Below are 14271 nucleotides of genomic sequence, written 5' to 3'. Positions count from 1 at the left end.
TCCACCGCCATCGCAGGCAAGCCAGCTCCCACATTTGTTTTGCGTGGTATTTAGAAATCCAGACTCACCCCCACATTGACCCCTTGCTGGGTTAGGTTGTCATCCTTCCTCACGTTATATGCCGCCCGCAACGCCAGCTCCTGAGTCAGTTTGTGGCTGACCCCAAGGCTCAAACGGTCAGAGTTGCTGCGAGGCGTGTAGCCGTCCAGCTTGAAGTCGATCCCCTGAACACTGTTGAGCGAAATGTTCACCTTCTGGGTGTCATTTTCGAACTCATGCTCGTGGGCCACTTCGCCAAATACCTGGGTTTGCGGGGTGATGCGGTAGCTACCTTGCAGGCCGACGCCCAGGCGCCTGGAGTCGCGTTGTTGGTCATCAAAGGTCAGTGCGGTGGAGCGACTGTTTTTCTCCGAGTAGCCATTCACTTCGACGCGTGCGTAATCGGCGCTGACGAAGGGTGACAGGTGCCAATCGCTACCCGGTGCAGCAAGGTCGTAACCCAAGCGAGCGCTCAAGGCCCAGAGCCAGCCGTCGGTGTCGCCTTTCTCGGACGCTTTGTTGACGCCCAGGGCGAACTTGCGTTTGAGGCTGTCGAAGTCCAGCTTGCCACCCGTTAACGCGGCGTCGGCCCACCATTGATTGTGCTGATATTGCGTGAATGCCGTGCCCATGTAGCTGTTGAGCTTGTAGTCCGAGTCGCTGGCCCCGGCTTCGAGTGTCTGCCGGTACAGGCCGGCTGCAACGCCCACACGCCAATCGTCATCAAGCCGGTAGCTGCCACCGATATTCAGGTTATAGCCGCTGCCGTCACCACTGGCTGAACTGCTCTGATCATCGAAGTCCAGGCGCTGGCCGCCACCGGCCACGATTGCGCGCCATTGGCCGACGGCTTGCCAGTGGCCGTTGTCTGCTTGCCATTGGTTGCGTAGTTCGTCCTGATGGGCGCGCAACGTGCCTTGGGCCATTTCCGGCAGCAAGGTCAGCTCCCAGGGCGCTGCGAGCAGCGAATAGGCATAGTCGGCGATCAACTGTTGCCCGGCTACGGTGGGGTGGACCGAGTCGTTGTAGACCAGCTTGGTCGGGTCCGGGTTGGTGCCGCCGATGCCATAGACCGGGTTGGCGGTGCAGCTGTTGCCGCTGAAGCAGGTGCCGGTCAGGTTTTGCCCGGTTGCGAGGCCGAAGCGCGCAGGATCGGCGAAGGCTTCGTTCAATAGCAGCGGGATGTTCAGTGGAATAACCTGGGCATCGATTTGTGACAGACGCTGTACCAACGATTGGTTGAAAATATTGCTCAGGGCAGAGGTTGCGGCCTGCTGTGGGGTGCCGTTGATGGCTGGCGTCAGCCCCAGGTCGGGCAGCATCCACACCATGATGTAACGCGCACCGGCTTGCTGCAGCACTTGGGCACTGTCGGCCAGTCTCCCACCTGCGGCGACTGCTTGCGCGGGGCTGAGCACGCGGCCCTGAAGGAAGTCATTGCCACCACCGGAGAGGAAGTAGAGCGCGTTCGGGTCGGCTCGCCCGCCATTAGCCGGTAGATAGCCCTGGCGACTGCGCAATACTGTGCCACCGCCAGGATTTCCGGGTGGGATCGCGGCGTTGGAAACCGAGGTAATAGAGTCCAGGATGTTATCGGTGCGGTAGCCACCGACCGCCCAGTTGCTTCCGTCTGGCAAGCCTTGGGCCGCCCGAACCGGTGAGGTGGAGGCATTCAAGTCGTTGGGGGCCACACCCAGTTTGGTGCCCAACAGGGTTGATGAAACCAGGCCGTACTCACCCTGGAAGCTTGGACCTGTCCGGTTGGTAAAACGTAGTGTCGAGCCATTCGAACCGTCGGGGAACTGGCCTGCATCGGCCAGGCTATCGCCAAAAACCACCATGGTTGAATAAGGCGTCGGGGCGGCAAAGGCTTGGGTGCAGGCCAGTGCCAAGAGGCAGCCGGCAAGGGGTGTGAAAAACGCTGGTTTGAGCATGAGAATTCCATTTGGTTGTTTTTATGCAGGAAACAAAACACTAGCAAAACTTCCGGCATTTTCTGTAGGTATATGCGGAATGCGCCTACGCGGGGCCCCGTATTTGCTGCTCCATATTGCACCGCTGGCGAGGCTACGTTACTGTGCCTGAACGTATGAATGAGACCCTCCCCGTGTTGATCATCAGCAAACTCTTGATGCGAGTAGTCAAGGCACACGCCCGTTGGCGTTGGCGCGCCTGACATTTTTCTCTGCCGGCCCGGCCGGACCTGTACCGATCTGCCTTCTTCACCCTGTGTCTGACGCCCCTTGCCGGCCAACCCCGGCAACCGGAACGTGCGTTTGGCAGCGGGTTACTCTCCTGGAAGGCGGTCATTTGAAATCAGTGAATTCAAGAGGTTTGAACCCACATGTTGCTGATGATTGATAACTACGATTCCTTTACCTACAACGTTGTGCAGTACTTGGGCGAGCTGGGTGCGGACGTCAAGGTGGTGCGCAATGATGAACTCACCGTTGCGCAAATCGCCGCCCTGAACCCTGAGCGCATTGTGGTTTCGCCTGGCCCTTGCACGCCGACCGAGGCGGGTATCTCGCTGGAAGCCATCCAGTATTTCGCCGGCAAACTGCCGATCCTGGGCGTGTGCCTGGGTCACCAGTCCATTGGTCAGGCGTTTGGCGGCGATGTGGTGCGTGCGCGTCAGGTGATGCATGGCAAGACCAGCCCGGTGTTCCATAAGGACCTTGGTGTATTCCGAGGCCTGAACATGCCGGTGACGGTGACCCGTTACCACTCGCTGGTGGTCAAGCGTGACACCTTGCCTGAATGCCTGGAACTGACCGCCTGGACCCAGTTGGAAGACGGTTCGGTCGACGAGATCATGGGCCTGCGTCACAAGACACTGAACATCGAAGGGGTGCAGTTTCACCCTGAATCAATCCTGACCGAGCAGGGCTACGAGCTGTTCGCCAACTTTCTCAAGCAGAGCGGCGGCACGCGCTAAGGACTTTTCATGGATATCAAGACTGCCCTGAGCCGTATCGTCGGCCATCTGGACCTGAGCACCGCTGAAATGAGCGATGTGATGCGCGAAATCATGACCGGTCAATGCACCGACGCGCAGATCGGCGCCTTTATGATGGCAATGCGCATGAAGAGCGAGAGCATCGACGAAATCGTCGGCGCGGTCTCGGTGATGCGTGAGCTGGCGGACAAGGTTGAGCTCAAGACCCTCGACGGCGTCGTCGATGTGGTCGGCACCGGCGGTGACGGTGCGAATATTTTCAACGTCTCTACAGCTTCATCCTTCGTGGTGGCCGCCGCTGGTTGCACCGTTGCCAAGCACGGTAACCGCGCGGTGTCCGGCAAGAGCGGCAGTGCCGACTTGCTGGAAGCGGCCGGCATCTATCTGAACCTCACGCCTGTGCAAGTCGCGCGCTGTATCGACAGCGTTGGCATCGGCTTCATGTTTGCCCAATCCCATCACGGCGCCATGAAACACGCGGCCGGCCCGCGCAAAGACCTTGGCCTGCGTACCCTGTTCAACATGCTTGGCCCGCTTACGAATCCGGCCGGTGTGAAGCATCAGGTGGTGGGAGTGTTCAGCCAGGCATTGTGCCGGCCGCTGGCCGAAGTCTTGCAGCGTTTGGGCAGCAAGCATGTGCTGGTAGTGCATTCCAAAGACGGCCTGGACGAGTTCAGCCTGGCGGCGCCGACCTTTGTTGCAGAGCTGAAAAACGACGAGGTCACCGAATACTGGGTCGAGCCTGAAGACTTGGGCATGAAAAGCCAGAGTTTGCACGGCCTGGCAGTGGAAAGCCCGGCGGCTTCGCTGGAACTGATTCGCGATGCCCTGGGGCGTCGCAAAACCGAAAACGGCCAGAAAGCTGCGGAAATGATCGTTCTGAATGCTGGCGCGGCACTTTACGCTGCCGACCATGCCTATAGTCTTAAGGAAGGTGTCGCGTTGGCCCACGATGCGCTGCACACCGGTCTGGCTCGAGAGAAGCTCGAAGAGCTGGGTGCATTCACTGCCGTATTCAAGATGGAGAATGAGGGATGAGTGTGCCAACCGTTCTGGAAAAGATTCTGGCCCGCAAGGCCGAGGAAGTGGCCGAACGCCGCGCCCGTGTGAGCCTGGCTGAGCTTGAGGCGCAAGCTAAAACCGCGGATGCGCCGCGTGGCTTTGCCAATGCTCTGATCGCCCAGGCCAAGCTCAAGCAACCGGCAGTGATCGCCGAGGTCAAGAAAGCCTCGCCGAGCAAAGGCGTGATCCGCGAAAACTTCGTACCAGCTGAAATCGCCGTCAGCTATGAGAAGGGCGGGGCGACTTGTCTGTCTGTGTTGACCGATATCGACTACTTCCAGGGTTCGGACCTATTCCTGCAACAAGCTCGCGCTGCCTGCAAGTTGCCGGTGATCCGCAAGGATTTCATGGTTGACCCGTACCAGATCGTCGAAGCCCGTGCTCTGGGCGCCGACTGCGTATTGCTGATCGTCTCGGCGCTGGATGACGTGAAGATGGCGGAGTTGGCAGCCGTGGCCAAAAGCGTCGGCCTGGATGTGTTGGTTGAAGTGCATGACGGCGATGAGCTGGAGCGCGCATTGAAAACCCTCGACACCCCGCTGGTGGGGGTCAATAACCGTAATCTGCATACCTTTGAAGTCAGCCTGGAAAATACCCTGGATCTGTTGCCGCGTATTCCTCGCGACCGCCTGGTGATTACCGAGAGTGGCATCGTCAACCGTGCCGATGTGGAACTGATGGAAATCAGCGGCGTTTACTCATTCCTGGTGGGCGAGACATTTATGCGCGCCGAGAACCCGGGAGCGGAACTGCAGCGCCTGTTCTTTCCGGAGCGCGGTACGACGATCAGCAGTTCGACATTGGATTGATGTGAAATACGCTCGAAACTGTGGGAGCAGGCAAGCCAGCTCCCACATTGGGTTTTGTGTTTATTCAGATAGGTAGATGTTCGATGCTCCAGCCCGTGATCATGACTGTCGAAGCAGGCCTTGCCGCCGAGCAAGCCCTATTGGCAGCCGTTTGCGCGCAAGAGCAGGAATTCGGGCTGCTGTTCTGGCAGCCCAGCGACCAAGCGCTCGTCATGCCGCGCCGTTTGAGCCGGCTGCCTGCCTTCGCGGTGGCGAGCCAAGTCTCGGCCGATGCGGGTTGGCCGGTATTGCTGCGTGAAACCGGTGGTGAGCCTGTGCCGCAGTCCGGCGCCACGGTCAATATCGCCCTGGTCTATGCCCCGCCCCGTAGCGAAGGCGACCACGGGCGCATCGAGACGGGTTATCAGCGCTTGTGCCAACCGATCTGTGATCTATTGATTGAATTGGGCGGCGATGCATCCGTCGGCGAAATTGACGGTGCCTTTTGCGACGGTCGTTACAACGTCAATCTCAATGGCCGCAAAATGGTGGGCACGGCCCAGCGTTGGCGACAAAGCGGTGGCCGCCCGGTCGGGTTGGTGCATGGGGCGATGTTGCTGGAGAACGATCGTGAGGAGTTGATTGCGGCGGTCAACCGCTTCAATCAAGCCTGTGGCTTGGAGCAGCGGGTTCGCGCCGAGAGCCATATCGCGCTGCACGAAGCCTTTCCCGCACCGGATGCGATCAATCGGCTCGATACCTTGTACCGTCAGATGCTGGCCAGCTTCCTGCCGGTTTAACGGGTGCCGAATACCACCATCGTCTTGCCTTTGACGTGTACCAGGTTGCGCTCTTCCAAGTCCTTGAGCACGCGGCCGACCATTTCCCTCGAACAACCGACAATGCGCCCGATCTCCTGGCGGGTGACCTTGATTTGCATGCCGTCGGGATGGGTCATGGCATCGGGTTGCTTGCACAACTCCAACAGGCAACGCGCCACGCGACCGGTCACATCGAAGAACGCCAGGTCGCCGACTTTGCGCGTAGTGTCGCGCAGGCGCTGGGCGATCTGGCCGCTCAGGGCGTACAGGATATCCGGATCATGCTGGGCCAATTCGCGAAATTTCGCATAGCTGATCTCGGCCACTTCGCACTCGACTTTGGTTCGGACCCAGGCGCTACGCTCCTGTTCTTTGCCTGCTTGTTCAAACAACCCCAGCTCTCCGAAGAAATCGCCGGTGTTGAGGTAGGCAATGATCATTTCGCGACCGTCTTCATCTTCGATCAGGATGGTGACCGAGCCCTTGATAATGAAGAACAGGGTTTCCGAGCGCTCGCCGGCGCAGATGATGTTGTGCTTGGCCGGATGACGCCGACGCTGACAATGCATCAACAGCTTGTCGAGGTTCTTGATCTTGGGTGTGGGAGTAAGAGCAACCATGGTTGTATCCCGAAAAGACTGCACGGTGTAAGTGGCGTTGTTTTTATCCAGCGGCATCGGCATTGATGCAGGCTGTGAGAATCATGGCAATGCGCCATTGATTTGGCGCCAGCTTACCAGACACATTCTGCCTCGATTAGCCAATTTACCGGCAAACGCAGTCATTTATCGATTTTATCCGGGGCGCTGCTGTTTCAAGGGCCTGTGCTAAGCTGGCGACCCTTTTTTAGCAGTGGAGTCTGGGCGATGAAGGCACGCATCCAATGGGCGGGCGAAGCCATGTTCCTCGGTGAGTCGGGCAGTGGCCATGTGGTGGTCATGGACGGCCCGCCGGAAGCCGGTGGCCGTAACCTGGGTGTACGCCCGATGGAAATGTTGCTGCTGGGTGTGGGCGGTTGCAGCAATTTTGATGTGGTCAGCATCTTGAAGAAGTCCCGCCAGGCAGTGGAAAGCTGCGAAGCCTTCCTGGAAGCCGAGCGCGCCACTGAAGACCCCAAGGTATTTACCAAGATCCATATGCATTTCGTGGTCAAGGGCCGGGCGTTGAAGGAAGCCCAGGTCAAGCGTGCCATCGAGCTGTCGGCCGAGAAGTATTGCTCGGCGTCGATCATGCTGGGTGCCGCGGGTGTGGCCATCACTCACGATTATGAAATCATCGAGTTGGGCTGATTGCGGCAATTGGCAAAAGAAAGGGCGCTTCGAGCGCCCTTTTTTGGGTTTAGATCCTGTAGGTGCTTTTGGTCATGACCTTGGCTAAAACGCTCATGCCGAAGCGCACCGGTGCTGGAAAGCGGAAACCGCCTGCGTCCAGCGCGCTATCTGCATGGTGTTCTTCATCGATGCGCATCTGCTCAAGGATGGCGCGGGATTTTTCATCTTCGGCCGGCAGTTGCTCAAGATGCTCATCCAGATGCTTGCATACCTGATGTTCTGTCGCGGCGACAAATCCGAGGCTGACTTTGTCGCTGATCAAACCGGCGGCGGCACCGATACCAAATGACAAACCGTAAAACAGCGGGTTCAGCACGCTGGGGTGGCTGCCCAATTGGCGGATACGTTGTTCGCACCAGGCCAGGTGGTCGATCTCTTCCTCGGCCGCATGCTCCATCGCTGCACGTACCTGCGGCAATTTGGCGGTCAATGCCTGGCCTTGATACAGCGCCTGGGCACACACTTCGCCGGTGTGGTTGATGCGCATCAGGCCGGCGACATGGCGGGTGTCCGTTTCGCTCATCTGGGCATCGGGCTGTACGATGGCCGGTGACGGGCGGTACGGTTGGCCACTGAATGGCAACAGCGTGCGCATGGCCATATCGGCTTGCAGCAGCAGACGGTCAATCGGCGAGTAGTGACGTTGGGTAGTCATGCTGACCTCCGGGAAGAATCTCGGCGGCCAGTTTACCGCAAGAGAGGACGAAGCGTTTGCGCTGAGTCAATTTGACCCTGGGCACTCAACCCGGCGGCCAGTTCATCTGACGTTGACCCAGCACGTGCATATGGATGTGGTAGACAGTCTGCCCACCGTCTTCATTGCAGTTCATCACCACACGAAAGCCTTTTTCGCAGCCCTGTTCCACGGCCAGGCGCTGGGCGGTGAACAAAATATGGCCGGCCAGGGCTTTGTCTTCCTCGGTCAAGTCATTGAGGGTACGAATCGGCTTTTTCGGAATAACCAGAAAATGCACCGGCGCCTGTGGGGCGATATCGTGGAAGGCGAGGACTTGATCATCTTCATAGATAATCTTGGCGGGTATTTCTCGGTTGATGATCTTGGTGAACAGAGTATCCACAGCTGTTTCTCCAGGGTGAAAGTGTAGGTAAGTGTAATCAGGCGGTTAGCGTGGGCAATAGGCTTTGTTGATGGCGCCGGCAATCTTGCGGGTCAGCCAGCGTGGACTGAAACGTGGGCTGAATGCCAGCCAGCGGTTGCGGCGCCCGGGAATGATGATGGCTTTGTTCTTTTCCAGCGCGCGTACGGTGTAGAGCGCGACTTCCTCCGGGCTCATTAGCTGCTGGCTGCGGTCGAGTTTTGCGGTGTCCATCTGCGCAGTGCCGAAGAACGCGGTGCGCGTAGGGCCGGGGCACAGTACTGAAACCTTGATGCCGCAGGTCTTCAGTTCTTCGCGCAAGCCCTCGGAGAAGTGCAATACATAAGCTTTGCTGGCGTAGTAGCTGCTCATCCACGGGCCTGGCTGAAAGGCAGCGATCGAAGCGACATTGAGTATCTGCCCGCCGCCTTGCAGCGCCATGGAGTTGCCGAGGGCATGGCACATACGGGTTAGCGCCAGGATGTTGACTTCGATCAGGTCTTGCTCGGTCATCCAGTCCTGGGCCAAAAATGGCCCGCTGGTACCGATGCCTGCGCAGTTGACCAGCAGGTCGATCTGCCGCTCGCCTTCTTCGAGTTCCAGCAAAAAACCGGACAAACGCAGCGGCTCGCCCAAGTCGCAGGCACGAAACAACACCTCGACGCCGAAGCGTTGGGTCAGTTCGGTGGCAATGCTTTCCAACTGATCACGTTGACGGGCCACGAGAATCAGGCTGCGGCCGCGTCGAGCCAGCGCTTCGGCCAAAGCCAGGCCGATGCCGCTGGAGGCGCCGGTGATCAGAGCGTAACGGGTCATGCCTTTCTCCATCGCAACGTCGCCTGCCTGTGACAGTGGCGTCACAGGCAGGCGGGCGTTTCTTCACTGTTGCGTAGAGTCTACAGGTTCGGCTGCGTCGTCAGCACTTTGCTCTGCGGCTTCATCAGTGATGACGCTTTGATCGGCGCCTTCATCGGAGGTGATTGAGCTGCTTTCGTAGCTGCTGTCCATGTTGGCTTCAAGTTGATCCAGGTAGCCGTTCATGCCCAGGGTCAGGCCGATGATGAGCATCAATGGAATAAACGCCAGCCACAGCGAGGCCAGGATTTTCACCGCAGTAGAGTTCGGTGGTGGCGGTGCGCCGTATTGGTTGGCACCCGCGTTCCCCGGCAATACCAGCAACAGGATAGGGAACACGCTATTGACCACTGGAACCAGGTTCAGCAAGTACAGCCAGCCAGACCAGCCCATATCGTGCAAGCGTTGCACACCGATTTGCACGCTCACGACTACCAGAGCAACAAACAGTGCGAAACCCAGTAGCGAGCCGAGGATGATGGCTATGGTTGGCGAGGCTGTCGCCACTGCGAAGCCGACGGTACTGATGATGCCTGCGGCTACCAGCAACGCGACGGTCAGCGCCAGTGTCCAGGCCAGATAACGCAGGCGCCCGATGCGCCCGTGGATGGTGAAGACCTTGAGTGTGGCGAACTCCGGCAAGTCATCGCCAACCGCTGCGCGTGGCGGGGCATAAGGCGAAGCTTCGGAGCGGGAAAAGTCGGAGCCAGGGGAGCTCGTCTCGTGGGTTTCAGCGAGGCTGAACGCCACGGGCTGTTCGGCTTCGATGCGTGCGTCGACCCCGGCGTTTTTCAATGCCGTCAGGTAGGTTTCGGCATCGGGGCGGGAAAGATCGCGTTTGAGCGCGACCGGGCGGCCGGTAAAGAGTTTTTCGATCGCCTCGACATCGCTCTTGAACAGCTCGGCGAGGTTCAGCTTGGCGGTGGTGCTTTCGACACCCGGAAGCAAGGCTCCGTCAAACACAATCTTGAAACGGCTGTCGCTCATGCGGGCATCCTTGTCACTTAATCAGGGAGGGTGTGCAGGCCCGTCCAATCGGCGGGCCGTGCAGTGGGTCAGCGTGGCCAGCGCAGTTGCGCGGCATGCTCGCGTGCTTTGCGGTATTCGGCATCCAGGCGGGCGACGAGTTCATCGACGCTGGGTAAATCATCGATTTCACCGACGCCCTGGCCCGCTGACCATACAGTTTTCCACGCTTTGGCCTCATCGCTCAATGGTTTGAGCTTGGAACCGAAATTGACTTCACCTTTGCCTTGCAGCGCGGCGAGGTCGAAACCGGCATTTTCCAGGCTCTGGCGCATAAAGCTCGCAGGTACGCCGGAGACTGCCGGAGTGTGCACGATGTCGGCGGCGCGCGACGTGAGCAGCATCTCTTTATAGGCATCTGGCGCGTGGCTTTCGGTAGTACCGATAAAGCGCGTGCCGAAATACGCCAAGTCGGCGCCCAGCAACTGGGCGGCGAGAATTTCGTGGCCGTGGTTGAGGCAACCGGCCAGCAGCAGGGTTTTATCAAAGAACTGGCGAATCTCGGCAATCAGAGCGAAGGGGCTCCAGGTGCCAGCGTGGCCACCGGCACCCGCGGCTACAGCAATCAGGCCATCGACGCCCGCCTCAGCGGCTTTCTCGGCATGTCGCCGGGTGGTGACGTCATGAAACACCAGGCCGCCGTAGCTGTGGACGGCATCGACCAGTTCCTTTACCGCGCCGAGGCTGGTGATGACGATGGGTACCTTGTGCTCTACGCAGATTGCCAGGTCTGCTTCCAACCGTGGGTTGCTGTTGTGCACGATCAGGTTCACAGCATAGGGAGCAGGGTTGTCCAACTGGGCCAAGCCCGCTTCGATTTCTTCCAGCCAGGCCCTGAAACCACTGCTTTCACGCTGGTTGAGCGCCGGGAAGCTGCCAACCACGCCATTACGACAGCAGGCCAGGACCAGTTGCGGATTGGAAATCAGAAACATCGGCGCCACCACGACGGGTAGGCGCAGATGTTGTTCCAGTAAAGCGGGCAGCGACATTGGAAGTTCCCCCGAGTAATTGAAACTAGAACGGTTTGACCACGACCAAAATTACGATAGCCAGCAATATCAGAACCGGTACTTCATTGAACCAGCGATAAAAGACATGGCTGCGGGTGTTTTCGCCACGGGCGAAGCGTTTTACCTGCGCTCCACACATATGGTGGTAGCCGATGAGCAGAACGACCAGGGTCAGTTTGGCGTGCATCCACGCGCCTGACTGGAAAATGCCGGGGTTGAGCGCCAGCATCCAGATACCGAAGACCAGTGTGGCAATCATCGCCGGTCCCATGATGCCGCGGTACAGTTTGCGCTCCATAACGCTGAAGCGCTCCTTGCTGACGCTGTCTTCGCTTTGGGCGTGGTAGACGAACAGGCGCGGCAGGTAGAACAGCCCGGCAAACCAGCAGACGATGCTGACGATGTGGAAGGCTTTGACCCATAGATAGAGCATTTTGGTTATTCCCAGGTTCACGGTAGCGAAGATAGTAGTGGCTCATGCGCCCGTACGTCACGTTGACGGTTGTCGCAGGACGATACGGCCCCTATTATCGACGGCTTTCCAGTGGGTTCGTTGAGGGCAGGTTTATGGTCAAGGTCGGTATCGTCGGCGGCACGGGTTACACCGGTGTCGAATTGCTGCGTCTGTTGGCTCAGCATCCGCAAGCTGAGGTGGTGGTCATCACTTCCCGATCCGAAGCTGGGCTGGCCGTGGCCGATATGTACCCGAACCTGCGAGGCCACTATGACGGCCTGGCGTTCAGCGTGCCGGACATCAAGACCCTGGGCGCGTGCGACGTGGTGTTCTTCGCCACGCCTCACGGTGTCGCCCATGCACTGGCCGGTGAGTTGCTGGCGGCCGGCACCAAGGTTATCGACTTGTCGGCCGACTTCCGCCTGCAGGACGCCGATGAGTGGGCCAAGTGGTACGGTCAGCCTCATGGAGCGCCGCAGTTGTTGGAGGAGGCGGTGTACGGCTTGCCGGAAGTCAATCGTGAGCAGATCAAGCAAGCACGGCTGATTGCGGTACCAGGCTGCTATCCGACGGCGACACAGTTGGGGTTCCTGCCATTGCTGGAAGCGGGCTTGGCGGATGCGTCGCGCCTGATTGCCGACTGCAAATCGGGCGTCAGCGGCGCTGGTCGTGGTGCTGCGGTGGGGTCTTTGTACTCCGAAACGTCGGAAAGCATGAAAGCCTATGCGGTAAAAGGCCATCGCCACTTGCCTGAAATCCGCCAGGGGTTGCGTCGCGCCGCGGGCAAGGATGTGGGGCTGACCTTTGTGCCGCACCTGACGCCAATGATCCGTGGGATTCACTCCACGCTTTATGCAACCGTCACTGATCGCTCGGTCGACTTGCAGGCGCTGTTTGAAAAGCGTTATGCCAATGAGCCGTTCGTCGACGTGATGCCGGCGGGCAGCCACCCGGAGACTCGTAGTGTGCGTGGTGCCAATGTGTGCCGTATCGCCGTGCATCGTCCGCAGGATGGCGACCTGGTTGTGGTGCTGTCGGTGATCGACAACCTGGTCAAAGGCGCGTCGGGCCAGGCGGTGCAGAACATGAACATCCTGTTCGGTCTGGATGAGAAGTTGGGCCTGGCCCATGCGGGGATGTTGCCTTAACGCAGTTTGGTGGTTACGCAAAAGGCCCGGTGATCGGGCCTTTCGTGTTTTTATGGCGGCTGCACGGATTGATATACCGTAACAATAGTTGACCGCTTTTCTAGGAGAAGCGGATAATGCCGGTCATTACGCATATGGCGGCGCTACGCCGGGAGATTATCAGCATGAGCGTTGAATCCTTCACCCCCACGGCTTTGCAATTCACCCACGGTGCTGCGCACAAGGTGAAGAGCCTGGTCGATGAAGAGGGTAATGATCGCTTGAAGCTGCGCGTATTTGTTACGGGCGGCGGTTGTTCAGGGTTTCAGTACGGTTTTACCTTCGATGAAGATGTGGCCGATGACGACACCATCGTCGAGCGCGAGGGCGTCAGCCTGGTCGTGGATCCGATGAGCTTCCAATACCTGGCTGGTGCCGAGGTGGATTATCAGGAAGGTCTGGAAGGTTCGCGTTTCGTGATCAAGAACCCTAATGCCACCACTACCTGTGGCTGCGGATCTTCGTTCTCGATCTGATCGCTAGCGGATACAGAAACGCCGCTTGGCTTTTATGGGTCAAGCGGCGTTTTGCTGTCTGAAGCTAGTTTAGGCCGGGTAGATGGCGCCGAGCACCCGTAACCCACGGGCGCCGGTTACGCTAGGGCGGTTGGCGGCGATGCCTTCCAGGCAGCAGTGCGCCAGCCAGGCGAAGGCCATGGCTTCGACCCAGTCCGGGTCTACCCCGTAAGTGGCTGTGCTACTGACGTGAGTAGAAGGCAATAGCGCGGTCAGCCGATTCATCAGCATCGTGTTGTGCGCGCCGCCGCCGCAGATGAGTAACGTCTCAGTGCTCGTCTGTGCGCTTTGCAGAGATTCGACGATGGTGAGGGCCGTCAGCTCCAGCAGAGTGGCCTGCACGTCTTCGGGCTCAAAGACGGGCAACGGGCTCAGGTGCTGTTGCAGCCAGGCCAGATTGAACACTTCGCGACCTGTGCTTTTGGGGCCTTTGGTCAAGAAGAACGGGTCGCTGAGCAATGCGTTGAGTAGTTGAGGCTGAACCTTGCCGCTGGCGGCCCATTGCCCGTCGCGGTCGAAGTGTTCACCGCGCTGGTGGTGAATCCACGCATCCAGAAGAACATTCCCGGGACCGCAGTCGAAACCCGCTACAGGCTTATTCGCCTCGATGAGGCTGAGGTTGCTGAACCCGCCGATATTCAGCACTGCGCGATTGCCAGTGTGCTCGCCAAACAGAGCTTCATGAAACGCTGGAACCAGAGGGGCTCCCTGGCCTCCGGCGGCAACATCACGGCTGCGGAAGTCGCTGACTACGCTGATCCCTGTCAGCTCGGTGAGCAGGGCAGGGTTGCCGATCTGCACGGTAAAGCTTCGAGCGGGTTCATGGCGGATCGTTTGCCCATGGCTGCCAATTGCGCGGATGTCCTGAGGCTTGAAGCGGTTTTGCTCCAGCAAGGCCCGGATGCCTTGTGCGGCGAGTGTTACCCACTGTTGCTGGGCGATTGCCGAGCGGGCGATTTCATCCGGGCCGCTGGCGCACAGGCTCAGCAGTTCAGCCCGCAAGGTGTCTGGCATCGGGATGTAGTGCGTGGCGATCAGCTTGATCGCCGCACCTTGTTCGATAAGGGCGATATCCAGTCCATCAAGGCTGGTTCCGGACATCACACCGATATAGAGCGGCATAC

The 14271-nt window shown here is 59.0% G+C and carries 16 protein-coding genes; 7 read left to right on the top strand and 9 right to left on the bottom strand.

Going from position 1 to position 14271, the window contains the following annotated elements:
* Positions 1-50 precede the first annotated feature (50 nt).
* Positions 51-1973 carry an esterase EstP gene (gene estP, locus IH404_RS25750; RefSeq protein ID WP_194439379.1) on the bottom strand — a complete coding sequence of 641 codons (1923 nt, stop codon included), beginning with the start codon at positions 1971-1973 and terminating at the stop codon, positions 51-53.
* Positions 1974-2383: 410 nt separating this feature from the next.
* On the opposite strand from estP, the gene IH404_RS25745 reads away from it, so the two are divergent.
* The 4 genes from IH404_RS25745 (at position 2384) to IH404_RS25730 (ending at position 5648) form a co-directional block, all read left to right on the top strand.
* Positions 2384-2977: an aminodeoxychorismate/anthranilate synthase component II gene (locus IH404_RS25745; protein WP_005792025.1), complete on the top strand. Its 594-nt coding sequence runs from the start codon at positions 2384-2386 to the stop codon at positions 2975-2977.
* A 9-nt stretch (positions 2978-2986) separates the two neighbouring features.
* The gene (trpD, locus tag IH404_RS25740) at positions 2987-4036 is read left to right on the top strand and encodes an anthranilate phosphoribosyltransferase (protein ID WP_003194694.1); all 1050 of its coding nucleotides are present in this window, start codon (positions 2987-2989) and stop codon (positions 4034-4036) included.
* A complete protein-coding gene (gene trpC, locus IH404_RS25735; protein ID WP_122736012.1) occupies positions 4033-4869 on the top strand; it encodes an indole-3-glycerol phosphate synthase TrpC in 837 nt (278 codons plus the stop codon). The genes trpD and trpC overlap by 4 nt, the downstream gene beginning before the upstream one ends.
* 83 nt (positions 4870-4952) lie before the next feature.
* Entirely contained in the window at positions 4953-5648 is a 696-nt protein-coding gene (locus IH404_RS25730; RefSeq protein ID WP_194439376.1) for a lipoate--protein ligase family protein, read from the top strand.
* On the opposite strand, the gene crp is transcribed toward IH404_RS25730, so the two are convergent.
* On the bottom strand, positions 5645-6289 hold the full coding sequence (crp, locus tag IH404_RS25725; protein WP_005792020.1) for a cAMP-activated global transcriptional regulator CRP: 645 nt from the start codon (positions 6287-6289) through the stop codon (positions 5645-5647). The genes IH404_RS25730 and crp overlap by 4 nt on opposite strands.
* Before the next feature lie 246 nt (positions 6290-6535).
* Between crp and IH404_RS25720 the strand changes: the two genes are divergently transcribed.
* Positions 6536-6958 (top strand): OsmC family protein, encoded by a 423-nt coding sequence (locus tag IH404_RS25720; protein ID WP_005792019.1) that lies wholly within the window; start codon positions 6536-6538, stop codon positions 6956-6958.
* Between the two features lie 49 nt (positions 6959-7007).
* Here IH404_RS25720 and coq7 read toward each other — a convergent pair whose 3' ends face one another.
* The 6 genes from coq7 to hemJ form a co-directional block, all read right to left on the bottom strand.
* Positions 7008-7655, bottom strand: a complete 648-nt coding sequence (gene coq7, locus IH404_RS25715) for a 2-polyprenyl-3-methyl-6-methoxy-1,4-benzoquinone monooxygenase (RefSeq protein WP_005792017.1) — start codon at positions 7653-7655, stop codon at positions 7008-7010.
* 85 nt (positions 7656-7740) lie between these two features.
* On the bottom strand, positions 7741-8079 hold the full coding sequence (locus IH404_RS25710) for a histidine triad nucleotide-binding protein (RefSeq protein ID WP_005792015.1): 339 nt from the start codon (positions 8077-8079) through the stop codon (positions 7741-7743).
* Between the two features lie 45 nt (positions 8080-8124).
* Entirely contained in the window at positions 8125-8913 is a 789-nt protein-coding gene (locus IH404_RS25705) for an SDR family oxidoreductase (protein ID WP_005792013.1), read from the bottom strand.
* Positions 8914-8976: 63 nt separating this feature from the next.
* Entirely contained in the window at positions 8977-9939 is a 963-nt protein-coding gene (locus IH404_RS25700) for a DUF805 domain-containing protein (RefSeq protein WP_005792011.1), read from the bottom strand.
* A gap of 68 nt (positions 9940-10007) precedes the next feature.
* Entirely contained in the window at positions 10008-10970 is a 963-nt protein-coding gene (locus IH404_RS25695; RefSeq protein WP_005792009.1) for a nitronate monooxygenase family protein, read from the bottom strand.
* A 25-nt stretch (positions 10971-10995) separates the two neighbouring features.
* A complete protein-coding gene (gene hemJ / locus IH404_RS25690; RefSeq protein ID WP_005792007.1) occupies positions 10996-11424 on the bottom strand; it encodes a protoporphyrinogen oxidase HemJ in 429 nt (142 codons plus the stop codon).
* 134 nt (positions 11425-11558) lie between these two features.
* On the opposite strand from hemJ, the gene argC reads away from it, so the two are divergent.
* Together argC and erpA are read left to right on the top strand one after the other, a co-directional pair.
* On the top strand, positions 11559-12593 hold the full coding sequence (gene argC, locus IH404_RS25685; RefSeq protein WP_122736018.1) for an N-acetyl-gamma-glutamyl-phosphate reductase: 1035 nt from the start codon (positions 11559-11561) through the stop codon (positions 12591-12593).
* Positions 12594-12757: 164 nt separating this feature from the next.
* Positions 12758-13108, top strand: a complete 351-nt coding sequence (gene erpA, locus IH404_RS25680) for an iron-sulfur cluster insertion protein ErpA (protein WP_003176443.1) — start codon at positions 12758-12760, stop codon at positions 13106-13108.
* A 69-nt stretch (positions 13109-13177) separates the two neighbouring features.
* Here erpA and IH404_RS25675 read toward each other — a convergent pair whose 3' ends face one another.
* The gene (locus tag IH404_RS25675; protein ID WP_032879209.1) at positions 13178-14269 is read right to left on the bottom strand and encodes an anhydro-N-acetylmuramic acid kinase; all 1092 of its coding nucleotides are present in this window, start codon (positions 14267-14269) and stop codon (positions 13178-13180) included.
* Between the last annotated feature and the right edge of the window lie 2 nt (positions 14270-14271).

It is taken from the genome of Pseudomonas sp. OST1909 (assembly GCF_015277575.1).
GTDB classification, from domain to species: Bacteria; Pseudomonadota; Gammaproteobacteria; order Pseudomonadales; family Pseudomonadaceae; genus Aquipseudomonas; species Aquipseudomonas synxantha_A.
The sequence above is the reverse complement of the archived record's forward strand: the minus strand, read 5'-3'. Positions and strand labels throughout refer to the sequence as shown.

Bases quoted from the DNA above. Each gene is read 5' to 3' on its own strand.
- coq7 (WP_005792017.1), bottom strand. From the start codon at position 7,655: ATGACTACCCAACGTCACTACTCGCCGATTGACCGTCTGCTGCTGCAA.
- IH404_RS25695 (WP_005792009.1), bottom strand. From the start codon at position 10,970: ATGTCGCTGCCCGCTTTACTGGAACAACATCTGCGCCTACCCGTCGTG.
- estP (WP_194439379.1), bottom strand. From the start codon at position 1,973: ATGCTCAAACCAGCGTTTTTCACACCCCTTGCCGGCTGCCTCTTGGCA.
- trpC (WP_122736012.1), top strand. From the start codon at position 4,033: ATGAGTGTGCCAACCGTTCTGGAAAAGATTCTGGCCCGCAAGGCCGAG.
- trpD (WP_003194694.1), top strand. From the start codon at position 2,987: ATGGATATCAAGACTGCCCTGAGCCGTATCGTCGGCCATCTGGACCTG.
- crp (WP_005792020.1), bottom strand. From the start codon at position 6,289: ATGGTTGCTCTTACTCCCACACCCAAGATCAAGAACCTCGACAAGCTG.
- IH404_RS25745 (WP_005792025.1), top strand. From the start codon at position 2,384: ATGTTGCTGATGATTGATAACTACGATTCCTTTACCTACAACGTTGTG.
- IH404_RS25700 (WP_005792011.1), bottom strand. From the start codon at position 9,939: ATGAGCGACAGCCGTTTCAAGATTGTGTTTGACGGAGCCTTGCTTCCG.
- IH404_RS25675 (WP_032879209.1), bottom strand. From the start codon at position 14,269: ATGCCGCTCTATATCGGTGTGATGTCCGGAACCAGCCTTGATGGACTG.
- argC (WP_122736018.1), top strand. From the start codon at position 11,559: ATGGTCAAGGTCGGTATCGTCGGCGGCACGGGTTACACCGGTGTCGAA.
- hemJ (WP_005792007.1), bottom strand. From the start codon at position 11,424: ATGCTCTATCTATGGGTCAAAGCCTTCCACATCGTCAGCATCGTCTGC.
- IH404_RS25730 (WP_194439376.1), top strand. From the start codon at position 4,953: ATGCTCCAGCCCGTGATCATGACTGTCGAAGCAGGCCTTGCCGCCGAG.
- IH404_RS25705 (WP_005792013.1), bottom strand. From the start codon at position 8,913: ATGACCCGTTACGCTCTGATCACCGGCGCCTCCAGCGGCATCGGCCTG.
- erpA (WP_003176443.1), top strand. From the start codon at position 12,758: ATGAGCGTTGAATCCTTCACCCCCACGGCTTTGCAATTCACCCACGGT.
- IH404_RS25720 (WP_005792019.1), top strand. From the start codon at position 6,536: ATGAAGGCACGCATCCAATGGGCGGGCGAAGCCATGTTCCTCGGTGAG.